General features: G+C 42.6%; 17 protein-coding genes. 9 read left to right on the forward strand and 8 right to left on the reverse strand.

The genetic code is table 11. From position 1 onward, the window contains the following. The first annotated feature begins 48 nt into the window (after window positions 1-48). The 3 genes from FTU75_RS07735 to FTU75_RS07745 all read left to right on the forward strand — a co-directional run bounded on the left by FTU75_RS07735 (window position 49) and on the right by FTU75_RS07745 (window position 4,195). Window positions 49-1,269: an acyl-CoA dehydrogenase gene (locus FTU75_RS07735; RefSeq protein ID WP_180064226.1), complete on the forward strand. Its 1,221-nt coding sequence runs from the start codon at window positions 49-51 to the stop codon at window positions 1,267-1,269. Between the two features lie 209 nt (window positions 1,270-1,478). Further along, entirely contained in the window at window positions 1,479-2,906 is a 1,428-nt protein-coding gene (locus tag FTU75_RS07740) for an MFS transporter (protein ID WP_180115618.1), read from the forward strand. Between the two features lie 50 nt (window positions 2,907-2,956). Beyond that, window positions 2,957-4,195 carry a CaiB/BaiF CoA-transferase family protein gene (locus tag FTU75_RS07745; RefSeq protein WP_180115619.1) on the forward strand — a complete coding sequence of 413 codons (1,239 nt, stop codon included), beginning with the start codon at window positions 2,957-2,959 and terminating at the stop codon, window positions 4,193-4,195. A gap of 478 nt (window positions 4,196-4,673) precedes the next feature. Here FTU75_RS07745 and pcaD read toward each other — a convergent pair whose 3' ends face one another. From pcaD to FTU75_RS07775, 6 genes are all read right to left on the reverse strand, one after another. After that, entirely contained in the window at window positions 4,674-5,453 is a 780-nt protein-coding gene (gene pcaD, locus FTU75_RS07750; RefSeq protein ID WP_180115620.1) for a 3-oxoadipate enol-lactonase, read from the reverse strand. 66 nt (window positions 5,454-5,519) lie between these two features. Next, window positions 5,520-6,725: a 3-oxoadipyl-CoA thiolase gene (gene pcaF, locus FTU75_RS07755; RefSeq protein WP_180115621.1), complete on the reverse strand. Its 1,206-nt coding sequence runs from the start codon at window positions 6,723-6,725 to the stop codon at window positions 5,520-5,522. Window positions 6,726-6,858: 133 nt separating this feature from the next. Next, a complete protein-coding gene (locus FTU75_RS07760; protein WP_078193766.1) occupies window positions 6,859-7,509 on the reverse strand; it encodes a 3-oxoacid CoA-transferase subunit B in 651 nt (216 codons plus the stop codon). Window positions 7,510-7,528: 19 nt separating this feature from the next. Continuing rightward, on the reverse strand, window positions 7,529-8,215 hold the full coding sequence (locus FTU75_RS07765; RefSeq protein WP_180023664.1) for a 3-oxoacid CoA-transferase subunit A: 687 nt from the start codon (window positions 8,213-8,215) through the stop codon (window positions 7,529-7,531). Between the two features lie 154 nt (window positions 8,216-8,369). Further along, window positions 8,370-8,660 carry a muconolactone Delta-isomerase gene (gene catC / locus FTU75_RS07770; RefSeq protein WP_180115622.1) on the reverse strand — a complete coding sequence of 97 codons (291 nt, stop codon included), beginning with the start codon at window positions 8,658-8,660 and terminating at the stop codon, window positions 8,370-8,372. 20 nt (window positions 8,661-8,680) lie between these two features. Continuing rightward, on the reverse strand, window positions 8,681-9,790 hold the full coding sequence (locus FTU75_RS07775) for a muconate/chloromuconate family cycloisomerase (RefSeq protein ID WP_180023666.1): 1,110 nt from the start codon (window positions 9,788-9,790) through the stop codon (window positions 8,681-8,683). Window positions 9,791-9,893: 103 nt separating this feature from the next. Here FTU75_RS07775 and catM point away from each other — a divergent pair, with 103 nt between their 5' ends. Continuing rightward, entirely contained in the window at window positions 9,894-10,817 is a 924-nt protein-coding gene (gene catM, locus FTU75_RS07780) for a cis,cis-muconate-binding transcription regulator CatM (RefSeq protein WP_180023667.1), read from the forward strand. 76 nt (window positions 10,818-10,893) lie between these two features. Here the strand turns inward: catM and FTU75_RS07785 are convergent, their stop codons facing one another. Together FTU75_RS07785 and FTU75_RS07790 are read right to left on the reverse strand one after the other, a co-directional pair. Beyond that, a complete protein-coding gene (locus tag FTU75_RS07785) occupies window positions 10,894-11,889 on the reverse strand; it encodes an ABC transporter substrate-binding protein (RefSeq protein WP_180115623.1) in 996 nt (331 codons plus the stop codon). Between the two features lie 3 nt (window positions 11,890-11,892). After that, window positions 11,893-12,480, reverse strand: a complete 588-nt coding sequence (locus FTU75_RS07790; protein WP_078190882.1) for an ANTAR domain-containing response regulator — start codon at window positions 12,478-12,480, stop codon at window positions 11,893-11,895. 444 nt (window positions 12,481-12,924) lie between these two features. Between FTU75_RS07790 and FTU75_RS07795 the strand changes: the two genes are divergently transcribed. From FTU75_RS07795 to FTU75_RS07815, 5 genes are all read left to right on the forward strand, one after another. After that, on the forward strand, window positions 12,925-14,274 hold the full coding sequence (locus FTU75_RS07795; protein WP_180115624.1) for an MFS transporter: 1,350 nt from the start codon (window positions 12,925-12,927) through the stop codon (window positions 14,272-14,274). Between the two features lie 66 nt (window positions 14,275-14,340). Then, entirely contained in the window at window positions 14,341-16,887 is a 2,547-nt protein-coding gene (gene nirB, locus FTU75_RS07800) for a nitrite reductase large subunit NirB (RefSeq protein WP_218948335.1), read from the forward strand. Between the two features lie 113 nt (window positions 16,888-17,000). Next, a complete protein-coding gene (nirD, locus tag FTU75_RS07805) occupies window positions 17,001-18,611 on the forward strand; it encodes a nitrite reductase small subunit NirD (protein ID WP_180115625.1) in 1,611 nt (536 codons plus the stop codon). 290 nt (window positions 18,612-18,901) lie between these two features. Then, complete coding sequence (locus FTU75_RS07810; RefSeq protein ID WP_180115813.1) at window positions 18,902-21,694, forward strand: nitrate reductase; 2,793 nt, start codon at window positions 18,902-18,904, stop codon at window positions 21,692-21,694. Continuing rightward, on the forward strand, window positions 21,694-22,317 hold the full coding sequence (locus FTU75_RS07815; RefSeq protein ID WP_373685856.1) for a molybdenum cofactor guanylyltransferase: 624 nt from the start codon (window positions 21,694-21,696) through the stop codon (window positions 22,315-22,317). Before FTU75_RS07810 ends, FTU75_RS07815 begins: the two co-directional genes overlap by 1 nt. Window positions 22,318-22,556: the final 239 nt, after the last annotated feature.

The following is a 22,556-nucleotide window of genomic DNA, read 5'->3' on the forward strand; positions in this document are numbered from 1 at the left end:
ACATAGCATCGAATAAAACAAAGAAAGCCCGAAAAAGCAGAGGATGCGATGAATCAAATGGTCAATGTAAAAAAACCAAAAGTACAATTTAACTGGCAAGATCCGTTTCTTTTGGAACAGCAATTAACTGAAGAAGAACGCATGATTCGCGATACTGCGCATGCATACTGTCAAGAGCGTTTACAGCCACGTGTACTCGAACAATTCCGCCATGAAAAAACCGATGCATCTATTTTCCGAGAAATGGGCGAACTTGGCTTACTTGGCCCAACGATTCCAGAGCAATACGGCGGCGCAGGTCTAAACTATGTTAGTTATGGTCTCGTTGCACGTGAAATTGAATATGTGGATTCTGGCTACCGCTCAATGGCCAGCGTTCAAAGTTCTTTGGTGATGGTGCCCATTAATGAATTTGGCTCTGAAGAGCAAAAACAGAAATACCTACCAAAACTGGCAACAGGTGAATACATTGGCTGTTTTGGTTTAACTGAACCAGATCATGGCTCTGACCCAGGTAGCATGATTACTCGTGCAAAAAAGGTCGAAGGTGGCTATCGTCTCACGGGTGCAAAAATGTGGATTACCAACAGCCCAATTGCCGACGTGTTTGTTGTTTGGGCGAAAGAAGTATCGCCTGAAGGTAATGTGGGTGACATTCGCGGTTTTATTTTGGAAAAAGGCTGGGACGGTCTATCTGCTCCAGCAATTCACGGTAAAGTTGGCTTACGTGCATCGATTACCGGTGAAATTGTGATGGACAATGTCTTTGTCCCTGAAGAGAATGCTTTTCCAGAAGTACGTGGTTTAAAAGGTCCATTTACCTGTCTAAATAGTGCTCGTTATGGTATCGCTTGGGGCGCAATGGGCGCCGCAGAATTCTGCTGGCATACAGCGCACCAATATACTATGGACCGTAAACAGTTTGGCCGACCATTGGCAGCGAATCAGCTGATTCAAAAGAAACTTGCAGATATGCAAACTGAGATTGCCTTGGGTCTACAAGCTGCTCTTCGATTTGGACGTATGAAAGATGAAGGCATTGCTGCTGTAGAAGGCACATCACTCATTAAACGTAACAACTGTGGCAAGGCTTTAGATATTGCCCGTGTTGCGCGTGACATGATGGGTGGTAACGGCATTTCTGATGAGTTTGGTGTTGCCCGCCATCTGGTCAATCTCGAAGTCGTCAACACGTATGAAGGAACGCATGATGTACATGCACTGATCTTAGGTCGTGCGCAAACAGGCATCGCGGCTTTTAGTAACTAATTGAATTCAATATCAATAGGGCGCTCTGCATAGAGTGCCTTAGAGACTTTTTATGCAAAAATAAACTTAATCAATAAAGGATTCATCGTGAAACACTCTTGTAACTCTGTGCAATAGCCTGAGCAGTGATGAAATAAAAAGAATAAAAAAGGCAAATGTGCAGACATAGGAATGCCGATGACTCATTTGGGAAAATGAGGAACAAGGAAATGAATAACGAAATGCAAAACGGAGCAGGAACGCTCAAATTGCCTTCTAACGTGGGCACGATGCATCGGATTACCAGCAACACTTGGAAAATGGCTTTTATTTTTGCCTTTATTTCCTTGGTGATTGATGGTGTAGACATCATGTTGCTGTCATTCAGCCTGACCAGTTTAAAGGCTGAATTTGGTTTAAGTACATTTCAAGCCGGAATGCTCGGTAGTTCTTCTTTAGCAGGGATGGCGCTGGGTGGTATTTCGGGTGGATGGGCGTGCGATAAATTCGGCCGTGTGAAAACCATTGCTTGGTCGGTCGTATTTTTCTCGATCATGACCTGTATCTTAGGCTTTACCCAAAGCTATGAACAATTTTTAATTTTACGTTTTATTGGCGCTTTTGGACTGGGTTCTCTTTACATGGCGTGTAATACGCTCATGGCAGAATATGTGCCAACCAAATATCGAACAACGGTACTTGGAACTTTGCAAACCGGTCAAACCGTGGGGTATATCGTTGCAACGCTGATGGCGGGTGCCATTATTCCAGATCACGGCTGGCGGATGCTATTTTATGTCACCATTATTCCTGCTGCTTTTGCCCTGATCTTTATGCGTTTTGTTCCTGAACCAAAATCTTGGCAGGAAGCAAAAATTGAGCAGCTAAAACGCCGTGAATTAAAACTTGAACCTGTACAGCAACATGCTGCAGTCAATCAAAATGCACCTTCTGAAAGTATTTATAAACGTATTTTTGGGCATACCAATCATCGTAAAATGTTCTTCTTTTGGATGTCGACCGCTGCATTTCTACAATTCGGTTACTACGGTGTCAACAACTGGATGCCAACGTATCTAGAAACCGAACTCAGCATGAACTTTAAAGCCATGACAGGCTATATGGTAGGCGCATATACCGCCATGATTCTGGGTAAAATTTTAGCAGGCTATGCCGCTGACAAGTTCGGACGTCGTATTACCTTTGTGTTTGGTACGGTAGCTACGGCAGCATTCTTACCGATCATCATTTTCTATAACACACCAACCAACATCGCCTATTTACTCGTAACTTTCGGTTTCCTATACGGTATTCCATACGGTGTAAATGCAACGTATATGGCAGAAAGTTTCTCTACGGATGTACGCGGTACGGCTATTGGCGGTGCTTACAATATGGGACGTTTAGGCGCAGCCATAGCACCAGCAACCATTGGTATGATTGCCGCTGGCGGATCATTCACTATGGCCTTTATTGTAATGGGTGCTGCGTACTTTATTGCAGGTGTTATTCCGGGCTTGTTCATTCGTGAACGTCAATATGACCCCCAGCAAGCCTCACTTTCTTCAGATGCGGAAAAAGAAAAACTGGCAAATTTAGATACACATGTTGGTGATGCAGAACAAAAAGCATCTGCAAAAACTGCGACAGTAAAATAAATAAAAAATCTGTGCCATAGCTCAATACTATGGCACATCTGGAGTGAACTATGGGTGCATTAAAAGGAATTCGTGTATTGGACTTAAGCCGTGTTTTGGCAGGTCCTTGGTGCGGTCAAATTTTGGCTGATTTAGGTGCAGACGTAATCAAAATTGAGCGTCCAAAAGTGGGTGATGATACACGTATGTGGGGACCACCTTGGATGCCAAATCAGCAAGGTCAAGCGACGAAAGAATCAGGCTACTACCAATGTGCGAACCGCAATAAATATTCTGTAGCCATTGATATTGCTAGTGAAGAAGGGCAAGCCCTAGTCCGTGAAATTGCCCAAACTGCAGATGTCGTGATTGAAAACTACAAAGCAGGCTCACTTGCCAAATATGGTTTGGATTATGCATCGCTCAGTGCGCTAAATCCAAATATCGTATATTGCTCAATTACAGGTTTTGGTCAGGATGGCCCACGTGCGGAAGAACCAGGCTATGACTTTATCATTCAAGGTATGTCCGGTTTGATGAGTATTACTGGTGAATCTGATGATGTAATCGGTGGTGGCGCACAAAAGGTGGGAGTCGCTGTGGTCGATATTCAGACCGGACTGTACTCAACGATTGCAATTCAGGCGGCATTGTTGGCACGGCAACATACTGGACGTGGTCAATATATTGATATGTCATTACTCGATGTACAGGTAGCGGCTTTGGCCAATCAAGGTATGAACTATTTGACCTCGGGCAAAGCACCCAAGCGCATGGGAAATAATCACCCGAATATTGTGCCGTATCAAACCTTTAAAGCCAAAGATAAGGAATTTATTATTGCCTGTGGTAATGATAAGCAATTTAAAGACTTGTGTATTGCGATTGGCTATACAGAACTGTTAGATCAACCAAACTATTTAAGTAATCAAGATCGAGTGAAGCACCGTGAAGAATTAATTCCATTATTGAGTGCTTATTTTCTCACTCAAGATGCTCAAGTTTGGGTTGATGCGATTCATGCGGTAAAAGTGCCAGTGGGTGTAATCAACTCTGTAGAAGACGCATTAAATGAACCGCAAATTCAACATCGTCAAATGGTGGTGAATATTCCACATGCTTTAAATCATGATTTTAAAGTGATTGGATCACCGATGAAATTATCTGATACGCCTGTAGAATACCGTCATGCACCGCCGCAGTTAGGGCAGCACACAATCGAAATTTTGTCCCAATTTAAAACTGAAGCTGAATTAAATGAATTGGCTGCACAAGGTATCATTGATCAACTCAATCATCCTGCAGCTTAAAATTTCATGGGATTATTCTTCAAACTATTCTTCAATATCTGGTCTTAAACACCTATGAGGAATGAGTGGAGTTAAAAGTTTAGACCGAAGGACTCCAATACTTCGGTCTTTTTCAATATCAATATTCATTTACGGAGTGCTTTTAATGTTAATTTTCTAGATAAAGTATAATTATTCATTAAAGCTTGGGCCTGCAATACGGTCTTTATTTTTTCGTATGAAAGAGATGTCCATACTTTTGCGCCTTGATATTTTTTCTTTAAGCTATAACTTTAAAATTCTGGAATCCACAAACTAATTTCCGCAATGCTGCAGGCAATAAGCATTTATATGCCTATTTTTCAAGTCTACTAATTGCACAGAAAGATCTCGATACCACCTCCATTGGCGAGAGTATAAGTCTTCAAACGAAATAAAGCCCTGCACAATGGTAAGGCTCTATTTTAATAACATTACATTGAATTTGTTCAGCTGCTTATTATTGCTGTATAAAATTCTGCAAAGCCTGATTAAATGCATCTGGCTGTTCAATGTTTGAAATATGCGATGCATTAATTTCAAATAATTGGCTATTTGCAATGTGTTCTTGCATAAATTGACCATCTGCAACTGTAGTTACGGGGTCTTGTTGACCTGCAATAATTAATACAGGTACGTGAATAGACGAGATTTCATTGCGTAAATCCGCTTTAGCCAAAGCTTCACAACAACTTGCATAACCTTCTGGGCTGCCAGCTCCGAGGTCGTTACTCAAAGATTGTACAGTTGCCGTGTTACTTTGGATAAAGGGTTCTGTAAACCATCGTGATGCTGCCGTTTCTGCAATTGGTTTCAGACCTTGTTGACGGACTAACTGTGCACGTTCATTCCAAGCTGATTCTTGCCCAATTTTTGCAGCGGTATTGCATACAATGACATGGTTAAAGCGTTCAGGATGATGTATTGCAAGCCATTGACCTGTTAAACCACCCATCGATATTCCACAAAATGTGGCCTGTTGAATATTTAAATGATCCAATAAATGGATGACATCTGTACCCAATTGATCAAGGCTATAAGGCCCTTGAGGGGCAGAAGATGCACCATGACCACGTGTATCATAACAAATGACAAAATAATCCTGCTGCAGCGACTCTATCTGAGGCTGCCACATGCTGAACTTTGTGCCTAAAGAATTAGAAAAGACAATCGCAGGTTTGTTGGTATCACCAAAAGTTGCGTAATTAATCAAAGCATCATTGGATATAAATGTAGGCATATTTTGAATCCTTAATTTTATAAATCTCCTAAATCCCCCTATCAGAAGGAGGACTTTTATTGAGGATTAAACACGTTCAATAATCAAAGCGATGCCTTGACCGACACCAATGCACATTGAACAGAGGGCATATTGACCTGAAATTGCCTCAAGTTGATTTAACGCAGTCGTCACTAAACGAGCTCCAGATGCACCTAAAGGATGCCCCAAAGCAATAGCGCCACCGTTTGGATTGACATGTTTAGCGCCATCTTCCAAACCTAGTTCACGGGTAACCGCTAAAGCTTGAGCCGCAAAAGCTTCATTCAGCTCGATCACATCCATTTGTTCAAGGCTTAGACCTGTTTGAGCTAATAGCTTTTTGATGGCAGGCGCAGGACCAAAACCCATGATTTTGGGTTCAACACCCACTACCGTTGCCGCAATAATTTTGGCTCGTGGCTTTAACTTAAATCTGTTAACAGCATCATCTGAAGCAATCAGTAGTGCAGCCGCACCATCATTGATCCCTGAAGCATTGCCCGCAGTTACCGTCCCATCTGCTTTCACCACAGGTTTGAGTTTTGCTAAACCTTCTGCTGTCGTTGATGCACGTGGATGCTCATCTGTGTCGACAATAAGTGGGTCGCCTTTACGCTGTGGAATGATTACAGGGATGATTTCTTTCTCAAAAAAACCATTGGCTTGTGCAGCAGCTGTACGGCGCTGACTTTCTAAGGCAAAAGCATCTTGATCAGCACGGTTAATATTGAATTGTTCTGCCACATTTTCAGCAGTTTGAGGCATGGTTTCCACGCCATACATTTGTTTGAGTATTGGATTGATAAAACGCCAGCCCATGGTGGTGTCTTCAATCTTTTGGCTGCGTCCATAAGCACTTTCCGATTTACCCATAACAAAGGGCGCACGGGACATACTTTCTACACCACCAGCAATAATTAAGTCTGCTTCATTTGCTTTAATTGCACGGGCTGCCATCGCAATTGCATCAAGTGATGAACCACAAAGTCGGTTCACAGTTGTAGCAGGAACTTGAAAAGGGACACCTGCGAGTAGCGACGACATTCGTGCAACATTACGGTTATCTTCACCGGCTTGGTTCGCACAGCCGTAAATCACGTCATCAACAGACTCCCAAGCAATACTTGGATTTCGCTGCATCAGTGCCTTAATAGGTAAGGCACCTAGGTCGTCGGTACGTACTGCTGCTAAACCGCCCGCATAGCGACCGAAAGGTGTACGGATTGCATCAATAATATAGGCATTTTTCATTTTATAAATCCTAAAAACTCAGCTCCTCCCTTTTAACGGGAGGTTGGGAGGTTGGGAGGGATTTACAGGAAGTTAATTTTTGAATATTAATCCTCCCTAAATCCCTCCTTTAATCAAGGAGGGACTTTTTGCTTTATGCTGTCGTATCTATCAGCTTTGCACCGGTCATTGACTGTAATTCGTCAAAGCTCAGACCCTCAACTTTTTCAATCACTTTCATGCCTTCAACTGTTACATCAATGACGCACAAATCTGTGTAAATACGATCGACACATTGCAGGCCTGTCGCAGGGTATGACAATTCAGCGACAATTTTCGGTTCACCTTTTTTGGTCACATGGTCTGTAGTAATAAAGACTTTTTTCGCCCCAACCGCCAAATCCATTGCACCACCTACAGCAGGAATTGCATCTGGCGCACCAGTATGCCAATTTGCTAAGTCACCATTTTGGGCAACCTGAAAAGCGCCTAATACTGCAATATCTAAATGACCGCCACGCATCATGGCAAAAGAGTCACCGTGATGAAAAAAGCAGCCACCCGTTTGCATAGTGACAAACTCTTTTCCTGCATTAATTAATTCAGGGTCTTCTTCGCCTTTAGCCGGAGGAGGACCAAAAGCCAAAAGTCCATTTTCTGAATGTAGAAATACATCTTTGTCTGTTGGTAAATAATTTGAAATTTTAGTGGGTAAGCCAATGCCTAAATTGACATAAGCACCATCTGGAATATCTTGTGCAACACGTTCTGCAATTTGATCACGGGTTAATTTGGTATAGCTCATGGTTCTTTCCTCACGTGATTTATGCAGATTGCTCAAGCTGTGCAGATTGAACAGCCACGACATGTTGTACAAAAATACCAGGGGTAATAATGTGCTCTGGGTCTAATGCACCAAGTTCAACCACTTCTGAGACTTGAGCAATCGTCACATCTGCCGCCATGGCCATAATGGGGCCAAAGTTACGCGCTGATTTGTTGTAAACCAAGTTGCCCCAGCGGTCGCCCTGATGTGCTTTGATTAAAGCAAAATCGGCCTTAATTGGATTTTCGAGAACAAAATCTTTGCCTTCATAATTGAGTGTAGGTTTGCCTTCTGCCAACAACGTACCAAAACCTGTTGGTGTATAAATTGGACCCAAACCCATGCCTGCCGCCTGAATACGGCAAGCCAAATTACCTTGTGGTACAAGCTCAAGTTCTATTTTTCCTGCACGGTATAGCTTATCGAACACCCAAGAGTCCGATTGGCGAGGGAAAGAACAAATCATCTTACGGACAGCACCAGCTTTGAGTAATTTAGCAAGTCCATAGTCACCATTACCTGCATTGTTGTTGACGATGATGAGATCTTTGATGCCAAGTTCTATCAATCCATCAATCAGTTCAGCAGGCTGACCAGCCGTACCGAAGCCGCCGATCATAATGGTTGATCCATCCTTAATTTGAGAAAGTGCTTCTGTTAAGGAAGCGGTACTTTTATCAATCATGCTACGATCCTTCATCAAGAACGATAAAACTATTTACCTGACTAACCACTTCAGTCATGTAAGGCAGATAATCTTTTATTTCAAATATTTACAAACTTAAAAATGCAGATCAATGGACTTCAATCATTTGCTACACAATTGGAATCCAATCGCATCAGCTGTCATCACTACGAACAGAAGAGGGATGACGATTTAAAGCCATGACTTCAATATTCATATACGGGTAAAGGGGAAGCCCTTGTAAAATATTGTGTAACTCTTCATTGCTTTCAACATCAAAAATACTGATATTTGAATATTGACCGGTAATGCGCCAGATATGACGCCATTTGCCTTGACGTTGTAGATCTTGTGAATAAGCTTTTTCTACAGCTTTAATTTCATTGGCTTTTTCGACTGGTATATCTAATGGAATATTGACATCCATGCGTACTTGGAAAAGCATTTCTCACTCCTAGCTAAATGTTATTTGCGACGTAAGTCATCAATTTTGTTTTCATCAATTTCAATCCCTAAACCCGCTGTGGTCGGAATCTTGAGTTCGAAATCTTGATATTGAAGTGGGGTTTTTAAAATTTCTTCAGTTAGCAGCAATGGACCAAAAAGCTCTGTGCCATAAGCTAAATTGTCAAATGTAGAAAATGCATGTGCCGATGCAATAGTGCCCACAGGGCCTTCAAGCATGGTTCCACCATATAAATCGATACCCGCAAGTTTGGCGATTTTTGAAACCTCACAGCCTTCGATTAAACCGCCAGACTGTGCAACTTTGACTGCAAAAACAGAGGCAGAATTGTGCCGCGCAAGTTGATATGCCGTTTGAGGCCCCATCAGTGATTCATCTGCCATAATGGCAATATCAAAACGACGAGTTAAACGGCGCATCGCGTCAATGTTATCGATCGCGCAAGGCTGCTCAATCAGATCAACACCACCATCTTGTAACAATTGAATGCCTTTAATGGCATCTAGTTCAGACCATGCACGGTTGACATCTACACGTATAGAAATGTCCGAACCTAACGCTTTTTTTATGGCTAATACATGCTCAACATCAGCTTCAACGGGGCGTGAACCGATTTTAAGTTTGAAAATATTATGTCGTTTTGCCGCAATCATTTTTTGTGCTTCGGCAATGTCTTTTTCTGTATTGCCAGACGCAAGTACCCAAAGAACAGGTAAGCTGTCACGTAAGCGCCCGCCCAATACTTCGCTTAAAGGCAGATTTAAACGCTGCGCCAAAATATCGAGTAGCGCCGTTTGAATGGCACATTTAGCAAAGCGATTGCCGTTAATATTACGTTTAATGGCTTGCATGGTTTGAGCAACATTCAAACCAGTGAGGGTTTTCAGTAAAGGACTAAAATAAGTTTCAATATTGGTACGAATGCTTTCAGGGCTTTCTTCACCATAGCCTAGACCGCCAATCGTCGTCGCTTCACCCCAACCGATATAACCATCTTCGGTGGTGATTTTAATCAAAACAAGGGTTTGCGTTTGCATGGTTGCAACAGCCATCTTGTGCGGACGGATTGTTGGGATTTCCACGAGCAGGGTTTCAATCGACTTATACATCTTGCGTATTTCTTATCTATCCAACTATTTATATACCCTAATTTAATGTAATATCTTTAACTAGAGCGATTTTGGTATTTTTAGATACTTAAAAGGTATATAAATGGAATTAAGGCACTTACGTTACTTTGTCACCGTGGTTGAAGAGCAAAGTATTACCAAGGCAGCAGAAAAATTATGTATTGCTCAGCCACCTTTGAGCCGCCAAATTCAAAAACTTGAAGAAGAGCTGGGGATTACGTTGTTTGAGCGTGGTTCTAGACCCGTGAAAACCACAGAAGCAGGTATGTTTTTTTATGAGCATGCTGTGCAAATATTGACGCATACCGCCCAGGCCACAACCATGGCACAGCGGATTAATGCCGTCGATAAAACTGTCCGCATTGGTTATGTCAGTTCGCTTTTATACGCATTATTGCCGCAAATTATTTATTTATTTCGACAACGCAACCCAGATATTCATGTTGAACTCATAGAATGTGGTACACGCGACCAGATTGAAGCCTTAAAAACCGGTCGAATTGATATTGGTTTTGGACGACTTCGATTAACAGATCCGTCTATTAAACGTGTTTTATTACGAAAAGAAGCGCTACGTTTAGCTATACATAAAAATCATCATTTGGCTGAATTTAAAGACAAAGGCATTTATCTTTCTCAAATTTTAGATGAACCAATTTTTGCCTACCCTACGACACCTAAACCGAATTTTTCCACCCTCATCCAATCCATTTTTACCGAATTAGGACTTGTGCCTAAACATTTAACCGAAGTGCGTGAAATTCATATGGCTTTGGGCTTGGTGGCGTCAGGAGAGGGCATTTCTCTGATCCCTGAAAGTGCCAGTGATATTGGCATGAAAAATTTGATGTATATCCCAATCTTAGATTTGGAAGCCTATAGTCCAATCTCTTTGTCAGTACGCAATATGGATCATAGTAATTACATTCCAAAGATACTGGATTGCATTCGTGAAGTCTTTGTTGAAGAAAATATCGATCTGCGCGCCATCGATGCAGATGCATAACTAATCAATGTTTCATGATTGATATTTCATAAAATCCACTATTCAGATGATAGAGTCTTATGGAATATCAATCACTTCAGCCCAAAGTATCTTGATAAATACAAGACTGAGCTATTTCAAAAAACTTTTCATCTTCAATATTTAATTGATCGTATTGCTGCATTTTTTGAATCATCCATTCAAAGTCTGAAATTTGTGGCGCTTGGGTCTTGCCAAAATTTTGAATGATGCTTTTGATCCGATGAAAAGCCTCGACGTGAATCTGCTCAGAACAATCAAAACGGATGATGTGATATTGCTTTAACAAAGAAAATATTTCAGAAAAATGCGTTTGTTGAAGCAGATCGTTTTGGGCTTTTTGGATGGCAAGATTGATTGCGTTTAAGGTATTAGGATGTTTTTCTGCCCAATCATGGGTAAAAGCCAAAACTTTATCTGGAATATGATCAATAATATCTTGGCTATTGACGATAATACGACTATAGCCTTGTATTTCAGCTTGCGTATTCCACGGCTCTCCGACACAAAATACATCAATTCGTTGCGTTGATATTGCTTCGACCATATAAGGCGGTGGTAAAGTTGAAAACGTTTGCGTTTGAGCAATTTCTGTGTCTGCAAGTGCCAGCCATTCTCTTAGAATATAATGATGAATCGAATGCTGAAAAACATGCGCCAACTGAATCGTTTGATTCTGTTTTATCGCAGATACGATTTTCTCTGCTGAATTAATTGGTAGATCTAAAGCATGGATATTTAATTCATAGCACAGCTTTTGACTCAAACTAATATAAGCGCAGTTAGTACTGAGTGTAAGAGATGTTTGTAAGGGAATGCCGAGATGGTCTTTGCCCGTCACAGACGCAGGCAGCATGGCCGATAAACAATGGGCAGCATCTAAAAAACCAAAAGCTAGACGGTCGCGTAAACTTGCCCAAGACGGTTCTTGAGTCAGTTTGACATTTAACCCTTGTTCAGCAAAATATCCTTGATGTTCTGCCCAGAGCAAAGCAACACAGTCCAGTAAAGGAATATAGCCCAATTGAATATCAGTTTTTTCAAGCTTTTGCATGGTTTATTCCTTAAATTGAGATTGTAACAGTGCTTGCGCATCAAGCAGCCGACGCGCCATTTCACCCATTGTCATACGGTGACTCATGGCATTTTTTCTCAGCAAATTAAATGCTTGATCTTCGGTTAATCCATGCATTTGTATTAAAAGCACTTTGGCTTTTTCAATATCTTTTCGATCGGCCAATTTGCACTTGGTTTCAGCCAAATCATTCAGCAGTTTTTTATGCTTTTTATATTGTTCAATTGAAATTTCTAAAATACTATTCAAACGTGCAGGGTCAATGCCATCGACAATATAAGCCGTGACACCTGCATCAATCGCGCTTCGGATAATTTCGAGACTCGAATTTTTAGTAAATAGAACAGTCGGTAAGTCAAATTGGCTGACACAGCTTTCAATGACATCGCGATGCGGGTGATCCATATCCAATAAAATCACATCTGCCTGAATATTTTGCAGATATGACATATTTAAATGATCAATCATGAAACTGGCGACCACATCAAAGTCATGTTGAATTAATGAGGCTTGAATAAATTCAGCGCGTTCTTGATCATCATCAATTAGGGCTATTTTTAGTTTTGGCATGCAAACGCTCAGACAGAGCCAAACAAATACGTATTGAGTTTTCTAAGCAATTTAAATGCCAAATTTTAAGACAATACAAAATATAAATCTGCTTCTAAATTTTAGCTTGGTTATATGCACATTTTAAAATTGAACCATTTCCGTGCACTGATCTTGTGCAGGGCTGAACCACGTTTGAACATTCAGCCGCATCTCTATAGGCATATTGACTATCTATTTACCTTAATTCGCTTAATTTCTGACAAGTCGGCGTTCAAAGCCGCAATGTAAAGATGAATTGAAGTCGAAAATAAAAACTTGGCATGGCTCGTGCTTAATACTTGTTGAGTCAATGAAGACTCTAAAAATTTGTAGACGGCCAACGACGTCCGTTCTGATCGACTCTGTTATGTGTTAGCGACATAACCGAGTAATTCATGCGTTCAGTTCAGTCAGGAGAAGGTTATGTCTTCAAATTTAAATGCCAAAAAAGCCACAAAAATAAGTCTATTTAATTTTTCTTCAGCAGCAATGCGGGCCTTCCACATGAGTTGGCTCGCATTCTTTGTTTGCTTCTTTGCATGGTTTGCCTGTGCGCCGTTGATGCCAGTGATTGCAGGCGAATTTCACCTGACTAAAGATCAAATTGCCAATATTAATATTGCCGCGGTTGCAATCACGATTTTAGTCCGCCTGATTGTCGGCCCTTTATGTGATAAATATGGCCCGCGTAAGACCTACACAGCATTATTAATTGTCGGCAGCATCCCAGTCTTTGGGGTTGCATCTGCGAATAGCTATGAATCTTTTCTTTTCTTCCGCTTGCTGATCGGTGCGATCGGCGCAAGCTTTGTCATCACGCAATACCATACCAGCATTATGTTTGCGCCTAATGTGGTGGGTACAGCCAATGCGGCAACAGCAGGCTGGGGCAATGCAGGCGGCGGTGCAACTCAAGCCCTCATGCCTTTACTGCTTGGCGCACTCGTTATGTTTGGTGTAGAGCAAGCGATGGGCTGGCGCATAGCGTTAATCGTTCCTGGTGTGATGATGCTGATCGTAGGCGCGTTGTATTGGAAATTTACCCAAGACTGCCCGCAAGGCAATTTTAAAGAACTGCGTGAACAAGGCGTTGCGGTCGGTTCAGACAAAAAAGGCGGTGCAGCCATTCTCATGCACGCAGCGCGTAACTATCGCGTATGGATTTTATTTGGCGCTTATGCAGCTTGCTTTGGTATCGAAATCTTTATTCACAACATTATTGCGCTGTATTACGTCGACAATTTCCAATTCGGATTAAAAGAAGCCGGCATGGCAGCAGGGATCTTCGGTCTATTGGCACTGTTTGCCCGCGCGCTGGGCGGTATTGTTTCAGACAAAGTCGCGACCACCAAAGGCTTGGATGGCCGTACCAAAGTTCTGTTTGCGATGATTCTGCTCGAAGGACTGTTTTTAATACTGTTCTCGCAAATGAGCACGCCAATCTTCGCCATTCTTGCCATGACAGTCTTTGCGCTCTTCACCCATATGGCGTGCGGCGCAACCTATGCCTTGGTGCCATTCATTGACCGTGATGCTTTAGGCGGCGTGGCAGGCATTATCGGCGCAGGCGGTAACGTTGGTGCGGTAGCTGCAGGATTCTTGCTTAAAGGCATGTTGGATATTCAAACCACGCTGATGGTGCTTGGCGGTTTGGTGGTGATTGCTGCAAGCTGTGTGCTGATGATCCGCTTCTCTGTAGAGCATAAAGAAAAAGAACAGCGCTTATTTGAACAAGCTGTGAATGAAAGAAATCTAGCTGAAGTTCAAAACTAATACAAATAGCGGCCTAAGCGTATAGAGGCTTAGGCTGTGCCAAAGAAAATATTGCGGAGAAAGAATATGAAAATCATCATGATTGGACATGGCATGGTTGGCCACAAGTTTATCGAATCTGTACTGGAACACGCAGGTGATGATGTTGAATTAACCATTTTAGCTGAAGAGCCGCGTCTTGCTTATGACCGTGTGCATTTAACTGAATACTTCAGCGGCAAGTCAGCGAAAGACTTAACCCTGTGCCGCAGCGACTTTGCTGATGCATACGGTATAGATTTACGCCTGAGCACCAAAGCGGTTGAAATTGATCAGCGTAATAAAACGGTCACGACCAATCACGGTGATATTCTTTCTTTTGACAAGCTGGTGCTCGCAACAGGTTCATATGCATTTGTGCCGCCAATTCCAGGCAATGAGCGTGAAAACTGCTTTGTGTACCGTACCATTGAAGACTTGGATGCCATCCGTGCCGCAAGCTTCAATGCTAAAACAGGTGTGGTGATCGGCGGCGGTTTATTGGGTTTAGAAGCAGCAAAAGCGCTGCGTGATTTAAACTTAGAAACCCATGTTGTTGAATTTGCACCACGCTTAATGGCAGTTCAGATTGATGATCTAGGCGGTAAAGTTTTACGCTCGAAAATTGAAAATCTAGGTGTTAAAGTCCATACGCAAAAAGCAACATCTTGCATTGAAGACGGTGCAAATGCGAAGCATGTAATGAAGTTTGGTGATGGTTCTGAACTGGAAACCGACATCATCTTATTCTCTGCAGGTATCCGCCCACGCGATGAATTAGCGCGCCAAAGTGGTTTAGCCATTGGTGAGCGTGGCGGTATTGTAATTAACGATTATTGCCAAACTTCAAACCCTGACATTTATGCCATTGGTGAATGTGCGCTTTGGCAAAATAAAATTTATGGCCTAGTTGCGCCGGGCTATGACATGGCACGTATTGCAGCAAAGCATGTGATGGAACAAAACTGCACGCTTTTCGCTGGTGCAGATATGAGCACCAAGCTGAAACTGATGGGAGTTGATGTTGCATCTGTAGGCGATGCGCATGCAATGACACCAAATTCTTTAAGCTATTTCTATGCAGATGAAGCAGCTCAGGTTTATAAAAAAATTGTCGTGAATGCAGAGAAAACTAAGCTGCTAGGTGCAGTATTGGTGGGCTGTGCTAAAGAATACAATGACCTGCTGCAAATGATGCTGAATGGCTTAGAAGTTCCAGAAAGCCCAGAAAGCCTAATCATGCCTGGCTATGCACAATCTGCAGGTAAATCGGGCGGAAGCGGTGTCGATCTGCTGCCAGACAGCGCAACGATTTGTTCATGTAACAACGTCTCTAAAGCAGATATTTGTTCAGCCATTGCTGACGGATCGACTTCTTTAGGCGCATTGAAAAAATGTACTAAAGCTGCAACAGCTTGCGGCGGCTGTGCGCCATTAGTCACTCAAGTACTTAAATCGGAGCTTCAGCGTCAAGGTGTAACGGTAAATAACCATTTATGTGAACACTTTGCTTATTCACGCCAAGAGCTCTATCACTTGGTACGTGTGAACGAAATCAAAACCTTTGATGACCTGATTCAACAGCATGGCCATGGATTAGGCTGTGATATCTGTAAACCGACGGCAGCCAATATCCTAGCGTCATGCTGGAATGACTTTGTACTTAAACCAAGCCATGCGGGCTTGCAAGACAGTAATGACTACTACCTAGGCAACATACAAAAAGACGGCTCTTATTCAGTCGTGCCACGTATGGCAGGCGGTGAAGTTACTCCGGACGGATTAATTGCCGTGGGTCAAATTGCCAAAGAATATGGTCTATATACCAAACTTACAGGCGGTCAGCGTGTTGATATGTTTGGTGCACAAGTGCATCAACTGCCTGAAATCTGGGAAAAATTGATTGCTGCTGGTTTTGAGTCTGGCCATGCCTACGGCAAATCACTGCGTACGGTGAAATCTTGTGTCGGCAGTACTTGGTGCCGTTATGGCGTGGACGATTCAGTCGGCTTGGCGATTTATTTAGAGAACCGCTACAAAGGCCTTCGCTCACCGCACAAACTGAAAATGGCTGTGTCGGGCTGTACCCGTGAATGTGCTGAGGCGCAAAGTAAAGATGTGGGCGTGATTGCGACAGAAAAGGGCTGGAACCTTTATGTATGCGGCAATGGCGGTATGAAGCCACGTCACGCAGAGCTTTTGGCATCAGACTTAGATACGCAAACATTGATCAAATACATTGACCGTTTCTTTATGTTCTACATTCAAACAGCAGACCGTTTGCAGCGTACTTCTGTATGGCGCGACAACATGGAAGGCGGTTTAGATTACCTGAAAGATGTCGTTGTGAATGATTCGCTTGGCGTAGCTGCTGAACTTGAACGCCGTATGAGCCATGTTGTGGGTACATATCAAGATGAATGGCGTACTGCTGTAGAAGATCCTGAAGTACGTAAACGCTTTGTGACTTTCGTGAATGCAAAAGCAGAACAGCAAAATGATCCGCATATTCAGTTTGCATCCGTTCGCGGTCAAATCAGACCCAAAACAGAAGCTGAACGCGATTCGTCACGCATTCCAGTGGTTGAAGCTTAAGAGAATAACGAATTTAAAACTTCTTTTATTTGATTTACATCCTTATTCGGTTTCTCGTTAAAGCGGAAACGAAAGATGGTGAACTAAAAGAAGTTTAAAAAAGGATGAAGAATATGACAATTTTAAAAGAAATGAATGATTTAGACTGGTTTGATATTTGTGCATTAGAAGATATTACGCCAAATACAGGTGTGGGCGCACTGATTGAAAATCAGCAAATTGCGATATTCCGTGTCGGTGAAGAAAAGCGGGTTTATGCACTGAGCAATCAAGATCCGTTTAGTCAAGCCTATGTTATGTCCCGCGGTATTATTGGTGACTTGCAGGGTGAGCGTGTTGTGGCATCACCCATTTATAAACAGCATTTCAGCCTTGCTACTGGACGCTGCTTAGAAGATAAAGACCAAAAACTCTTGGTTTTTCCAAGCAAAATTGAAAATGGCCGTGTGCTGATTAGTCCAACTGCTCAAAAAACCTATATTACCAATAACGCGCCATCGTCTGAGTTGATGAAACTTGTTTTGGTCGGCAATGGCTTAGCAGGTATGCGTTGCTTAGAAGATCTGCTGGATATGGCGCCAGAGCGTTATGAAATTACGGTCATTGGTGAAGAACCTTGGGGTAATTACAACCGAATTATGCTTTCACCTGTGCTTTCAGGTGATAAAACCATTGAAGATATCATGCTGCATTCACATGCTTGGTATAAAGACAAAAATATCCGTTTTGTAGCAGGTGATGCGGCGGTACGCATAGACCGTCCGCGCAAGCAGGTATACACAGAAAAAGGCTTGGTCATCGATTATGACCGTCTGATTTTAGCGACAGGTTCTAAGCCGTTTATTCCGCCAATACCGGGAACTGACTTAAAAGGTGTTCTCAGCTTCCGTGATATTTATGATGTAAACCGCATGCTGGATTACTGTAAATCTAAGCAAAATGCAGTGGTGATTGGCGGCGGTTTACTTGGCCTAGAGGCTGCGTATGGCCTGAAACAGCGTGGCATGAATGTCACAGTACTGCATTTGATGGATCGTATTATGGACCGTCAGTTAGATGAAAAAGCCAGCTTAATGCTCAATCATGCGATTGAACAAAAAGGTATAAAAATCATGACCGCAGCAAATACCCAAGAGTTGATGGGTGAAGATGGCCATGTGAAGCAGCTTCGTTTGCAAGACGGTACTGTTTTAGATGCAGATCTTGTGGTTTTTGCGGTGGGTATTCGTCCGAATATTGAGCTTGCGCAAAGTGCAGGACTGCGCTGCGGCCGCGGTGTCATGGTGAATGACACCATGCAAACTTTTGATCCGAGTATTTATGCGGTGGGTGAATGTATTGAACACCGAAGCCAAACTTTCGGTTTAGTTGAACCGCTTTGGGGACAGGCATTCATTTGTGCATCGCATTTGGCCGAACATGGCAGCTTAACCTTCAAAGCGCCTACGGTTCCGACGCAGTTAAAAGTCAGCGGCTGTGATGTTTTTTCTGCAGGCAACTTTGAACCGTTAGAAGATTTTGAAGACATTATTTTGAATGATGAAAAGCGCCAAATCTATAAACGCATTATTATTCAAAAAGATAGAGTGATTGGCGCTGTACTGTTTGGCGATACTGAAGACGGTGCATGGTATGCAGAATTGATTTCAGATCAAACTCCAATTTCAAGCATCCGAAACAAATTACTGTTTGGTAAGGATTTTGCTTTAAAGAAAGCAGGGTAATGGAATCGCCCTGATAAAAAAGAAACAAGATTTAAATCGTCATTGGATACGCGATAACGTCTTACGCTGTTGTTTAAGGCAGGATTGCATATGAATAGTCATGTATTTGCAATACATCTGACAAAAGCAGGTAGTGGACGAGTTCAGCGGATGACAGTGGTTTTGCCTACTTTTCCCGAAAGAAAAGTAGGTCGAACCGAAGGTTAATCTTTAGATATAAATGTGAATGAAAAGACACCGATTTGAGCGTGTTAAGTGTTTAAAAAAGTATGGAAAAGGAGCCAGCAGAAGTGAATAGCATCCCGATAGTGGAACTGCATAGCTCCACAGAAAATAAAATTAAAACAACGCAAACCACTTGTCCATATTGCGGAGTCGGCTGCGGCGTGAGCGCAACAGTTGAACAGACTGCTGTAGGGCAGAAAGTGAGCGTGACTGGCGATGCGAACCATCCATCAAACTATGGCAAGCTGTGCATTAAAGGCAGTAACTTAGCCGATACGATTGGATTAGAAACACGTGTTTTACAGCCGATGCTTGGGCGTCAAACATCACCATTTCATACTCGTCAGGCTACAGATTGGAACACAGCAACAGCACTGATTGCCGAAAAAATTCAGCAATGTATAGATCTTTACGGACGTGAAAGCATCGCTTTTTATGTGTCGGGCCAACTGCTGACGGAGGATTACTATGCCGTTAACAAATTTGTCAAAGGCTATTTAGGTACTGCAAATATTGACACCAATTCACGGCTTTGCATGTCATCGGCTGTGGCGGCACATAAGCGTGCATTTGGTGAAGACCTTGTACCAGCAAGCTATGAAGACTTTGAGCATACAGAGATGGTGGTGCTGGTCGGATCCAATACAGCATGGTGCCATCCCGTGCTGTATCAGCGCATTATGAAAGCCAAAGAAGAACGTGATTTGTTCGTGGTGGTCATTGATCCGCGCTTTACCAGTACCTGTGAGGCTGCAGATTTGCATTTGCCAATTTTACCGGGGCAAGATGTCGCACTGTTCAACGGTTTGCTGCAGTATTTAGTACAAAATAATCATAGTGATGTAGATTTTATCACCAAACATACTCAAGGTTTGGCGCAAGCGCTGGAGCAAAGTAAAACAGAAGCTTCTATGACAGCAGTTGCTGAGCGTACAGGTATTTCTTTAGAAAAATTACAGATATTTTTTGAAAAATTTGCGCAAACTGACAAAGTTATGTCGCTATTTTCGATGGGGGTTAATCAGTCTTCGCGCGGTGTAGACAAAGCCAACAGTATTATTAACTGCCATTTGCTGACTGGCAAAATCGGAAAATTAGGTGCAGCGCCTTTTTCTATGACAGGTCAGCCCAATGCAATGGGTGGCCGCGAGGTTGGCGGCTTAGCCAATATGCTGGCTGCGCACTTAGATGTCGATAACACAGCGCATCAGGCATTAGTACAAGAGTTTTGGCAAAGTCCATTTATTGCCAATAAAGCGGGATTAAAAGCGGTTGATCTGTTTCAGGCGGTTGAAAGTGGCAAAATAAAAGTCATCTGGATTATGGCTACTAATCCTGTAGTTAGCTTGCCAGATGCAGATCAAGTCAAACGTGCCTTAGAGCAATGCGAGTTTGTAGTGGTGTCGGATATTTGCAAGGACACTGACACAGCAATATATGCAGATGTGCTTTTACCTGCATTGGGCTGGGGTGAAAAAGACGGAACCGTTACCAATTCTGAACGCCGTATTTCACGTCAAACTGCTTTTTTAGATGCGCCGGGTGAAGCCAGAGCAGACTGGTGGTCTATTGCACAAGTTGCGAAAAAGATGGGTTATAGCGGTTTTGACTACAGCAGCAGCTATGACATATTTATTGAACATGCAAAATTATCTGCTTATCAAAATGCGCCTTTAGATCAACGTGATACCACTGAGTCTTTTCGCTACTTTAACTTGCAGGGTTTAAGTAAGTTATCTGCACAAGATTATGCTGAATTAAAGCCCGTGCAATGGCCAGTTTGGCAGTTAGATCAGAGCGCTGATGCAGTCAGCCGTTTGTTTGCAGCAGGCCAATTCAGCCATGCCGATGCCAAAGCTAAGTTTGTAGCAACAACCGCTATTGACCCTTTGAACAAGATTTGCGGCGAATATCCGCTGGTTTTAAATACTGGCCGTATCCGTGATCAATGGCACACCATGAGCCGTACGGGTTTATCTGCAAACTTGAGTACACATATCGCCGAACCATTTTGTGAAATACACCCGCAAGATGCACTGAAGTTTGGTGTTAAAGATGGTGAACTGGTTGAGGTGAAATCTAACTGGGGCTTATGTATTTTACGTGCACAGGTCAGCAGTAAAATTCGACGCGGTCAAATTTTTGCGCCAATTCATTGGAATGACCAAGTCGCATCGGATGCGCGTATAGGCAAAGTGGTGAATCCTGTGGTCGATGCACTATCTGGTGAGCCTGAATTTAAACATACACCTGTATTTGTACAGCCGTTTTATACACAGTGGCAAGGTGTACTGTATGTACGTGACGGCTTTGAGCAAATGGTGCAAAACACCATTCAAAACACGGTGTGGTGGACCAAAATTAAAACAGCGAAAGCGACACGTTTTGAGTTGGCAGATCGTAAAAAATTTAGAAACACGGTTCAGCAGCTGAAAACATTACTGCCATTTACCGATGAAAGCTTTGAATGGCTGAATTTGGAAGATCAAACTGCCGATTTGAGTCATACCGTGGTGCTGCAAGATGGGCATTTAATTGCCAGTCTATATATTGCGCAACGCTCTATGCTGCCAGACCGTGATTGGATTGCTGGCATGTTTAAGCGTGAACGACTAAGCGCAATGCACCGCAAAGCGCTGCTTGCAGGTCAGCCGATGAACATGACCAACAGTGCAGGTCCGCTGGTGTGCAGCTGCTTTAAAGTCGGTAAAAATACCATTATCGAAACCATTAAAGAAAAGAATATTAGCCATGAAAAACAAGTTACTGCATGTTTAAAGGCTGGCGGCAATTGCGGTTCGTGCTTATCAGAAATTCGAGGCTTAATTAAAGCCTGTCAGACGGAGTACGCAGAATGATGAAGAAAATCACCAAATCAGTAGGCTATCCAGAAACAGACTTGGTTATTTTGGCGGGCGGTCAAGCCCGCAGAATGAACGGTATAAATAAAGTTTTACAAAAATTTGATGATGAAATTCAGCTGATTAAGATTCATCAGTGTTTAAAGTCACGGGCTGCAAATGTCTGGATTAACAGCCATCGTGACCATTCAATCTATGAATGCATGATTCCTTCAATAAAGCTGTATAAAGATGATGAAGCGGTGTTTTTAGGGCCGTTGATGGGCATGAAAAGCGCGTGGTCACATGTACAGTCGGATTATGTTTTGTTTGTCCCGTGCGATGTGACCTATATCCCGAAGAAAGTGCTTTCGAGACTGCATCAGGCCATGCAGCGGGATCCATTGTGTGAAGTGGCAGTTGTGGAAATTAATGGCAAAGCGCTGTATCCATTTTGTTTGCTGAAACGAAGCAGTCTCACAATGCTGCAAGCCCATCTTGATCAAAAACAGCGCAGTTTGAAGGGGTGTTTCAGTCAAATGCACATGCAGGTTGCACGTTTTCAAAATAATGCACTCTTTTTTCACAGTATTAACTCTTTAGATGAGCTGCAGCAGCACCGTCAGCTGAATTTTCTCTGAAAGCTGTACCTTTTGCGGAGCTTTCATTTTAAATGATGAGCCTAATGTGCTGTTTTTGAACCCAGAGAGAAAATTTACAGCCAATATGAAGCTTTTGAGCATGATATATAGCGATAAAACAGACTGCTTTTATGCCTTTGATAATGGGCTTAACGGCAATTTATATTTTTAATTGCTATTAGTTATTTATAAGTTATTGATTTTGTATGTCAAAAAAATAAACCAAATCCTCTGAAATA

It is taken from the genome of Acinetobacter sp. YH12140, assembly GCF_013418475.1.
GTDB classification, from domain to species: Bacteria; Pseudomonadota; Gammaproteobacteria; order Pseudomonadales; family Moraxellaceae; genus Acinetobacter; species Acinetobacter amyesii.

Excerpts from the sequence above, each read along its gene's own strand:
- FTU75_RS07815 (WP_373685856.1), top strand. The coding sequence starts at position 21,694 with ATGAAGAAAATCACCAAATCAGTAGGCTATCCAGAAACAGACTTGGTT.
- nirD (WP_180115625.1), top strand. The coding sequence starts at position 17,001 with ATGACAATTTTAAAAGAAATGAATGATTTAGACTGGTTTGATATTTGT.
- FTU75_RS07775 (WP_180023666.1), bottom strand. The coding sequence starts at position 9,790 with ATGTATAAGTCGATTGAAACCCTGCTCGTGGAAATCCCAACAATCCGT.
- FTU75_RS07795 (WP_180115624.1), top strand. The coding sequence starts at position 12,925 with ATGTCTTCAAATTTAAATGCCAAAAAAGCCACAAAAATAAGTCTATTT.
- FTU75_RS07790 (WP_078190882.1), bottom strand. The coding sequence starts at position 12,480 with ATGCCAAAACTAAAAATAGCCCTAATTGATGATGATCAAGAACGCGCT.
- catM (WP_180023667.1), top strand. The coding sequence starts at position 9,894 with ATGGAATTAAGGCACTTACGTTACTTTGTCACCGTGGTTGAAGAGCAA.
- pcaF (WP_180115621.1), bottom strand. The coding sequence starts at position 6,725 with ATGAAAAATGCCTATATTATTGATGCAATCCGTACACCTTTCGGTCGC.
- FTU75_RS07735 (WP_180064226.1), top strand. The coding sequence starts at position 49 with ATGAATCAAATGGTCAATGTAAAAAAACCAAAAGTACAATTTAACTGG.
- FTU75_RS07765 (WP_180023664.1), bottom strand. The coding sequence starts at position 8,215 with ATGATTGATAAAAGTACCGCTTCCTTAACAGAAGCACTTTCTCAAATT.
- FTU75_RS07740 (WP_180115618.1), top strand. The coding sequence starts at position 1,479 with ATGAATAACGAAATGCAAAACGGAGCAGGAACGCTCAAATTGCCTTCT.
- pcaD (WP_180115620.1), bottom strand. The coding sequence starts at position 5,453 with ATGCCTACATTTATATCCAATGATGCTTTGATTAATTACGCAACTTTT.
- FTU75_RS07745 (WP_180115619.1), top strand. The coding sequence starts at position 2,957 with ATGGGTGCATTAAAAGGAATTCGTGTATTGGACTTAAGCCGTGTTTTG.
- nirB (WP_218948335.1), top strand. The coding sequence starts at position 14,341 with ATGAAAATCATCATGATTGGACATGGCATGGTTGGCCACAAGTTTATC.
- FTU75_RS07760 (WP_078193766.1), bottom strand. The coding sequence starts at position 7,509 with ATGAGCTATACCAAATTAACCCGTGATCAAATTGCAGAACGTGTTGCA.
- FTU75_RS07785 (WP_180115623.1), bottom strand. The coding sequence starts at position 11,889 with ATGCAAAAGCTTGAAAAAACTGATATTCAATTGGGCTATATTCCTTTA.
- catC (WP_180115622.1), bottom strand. The coding sequence starts at position 8,660 with ATGCTTTTCCAAGTACGCATGGATGTCAATATTCCATTAGATATACCA.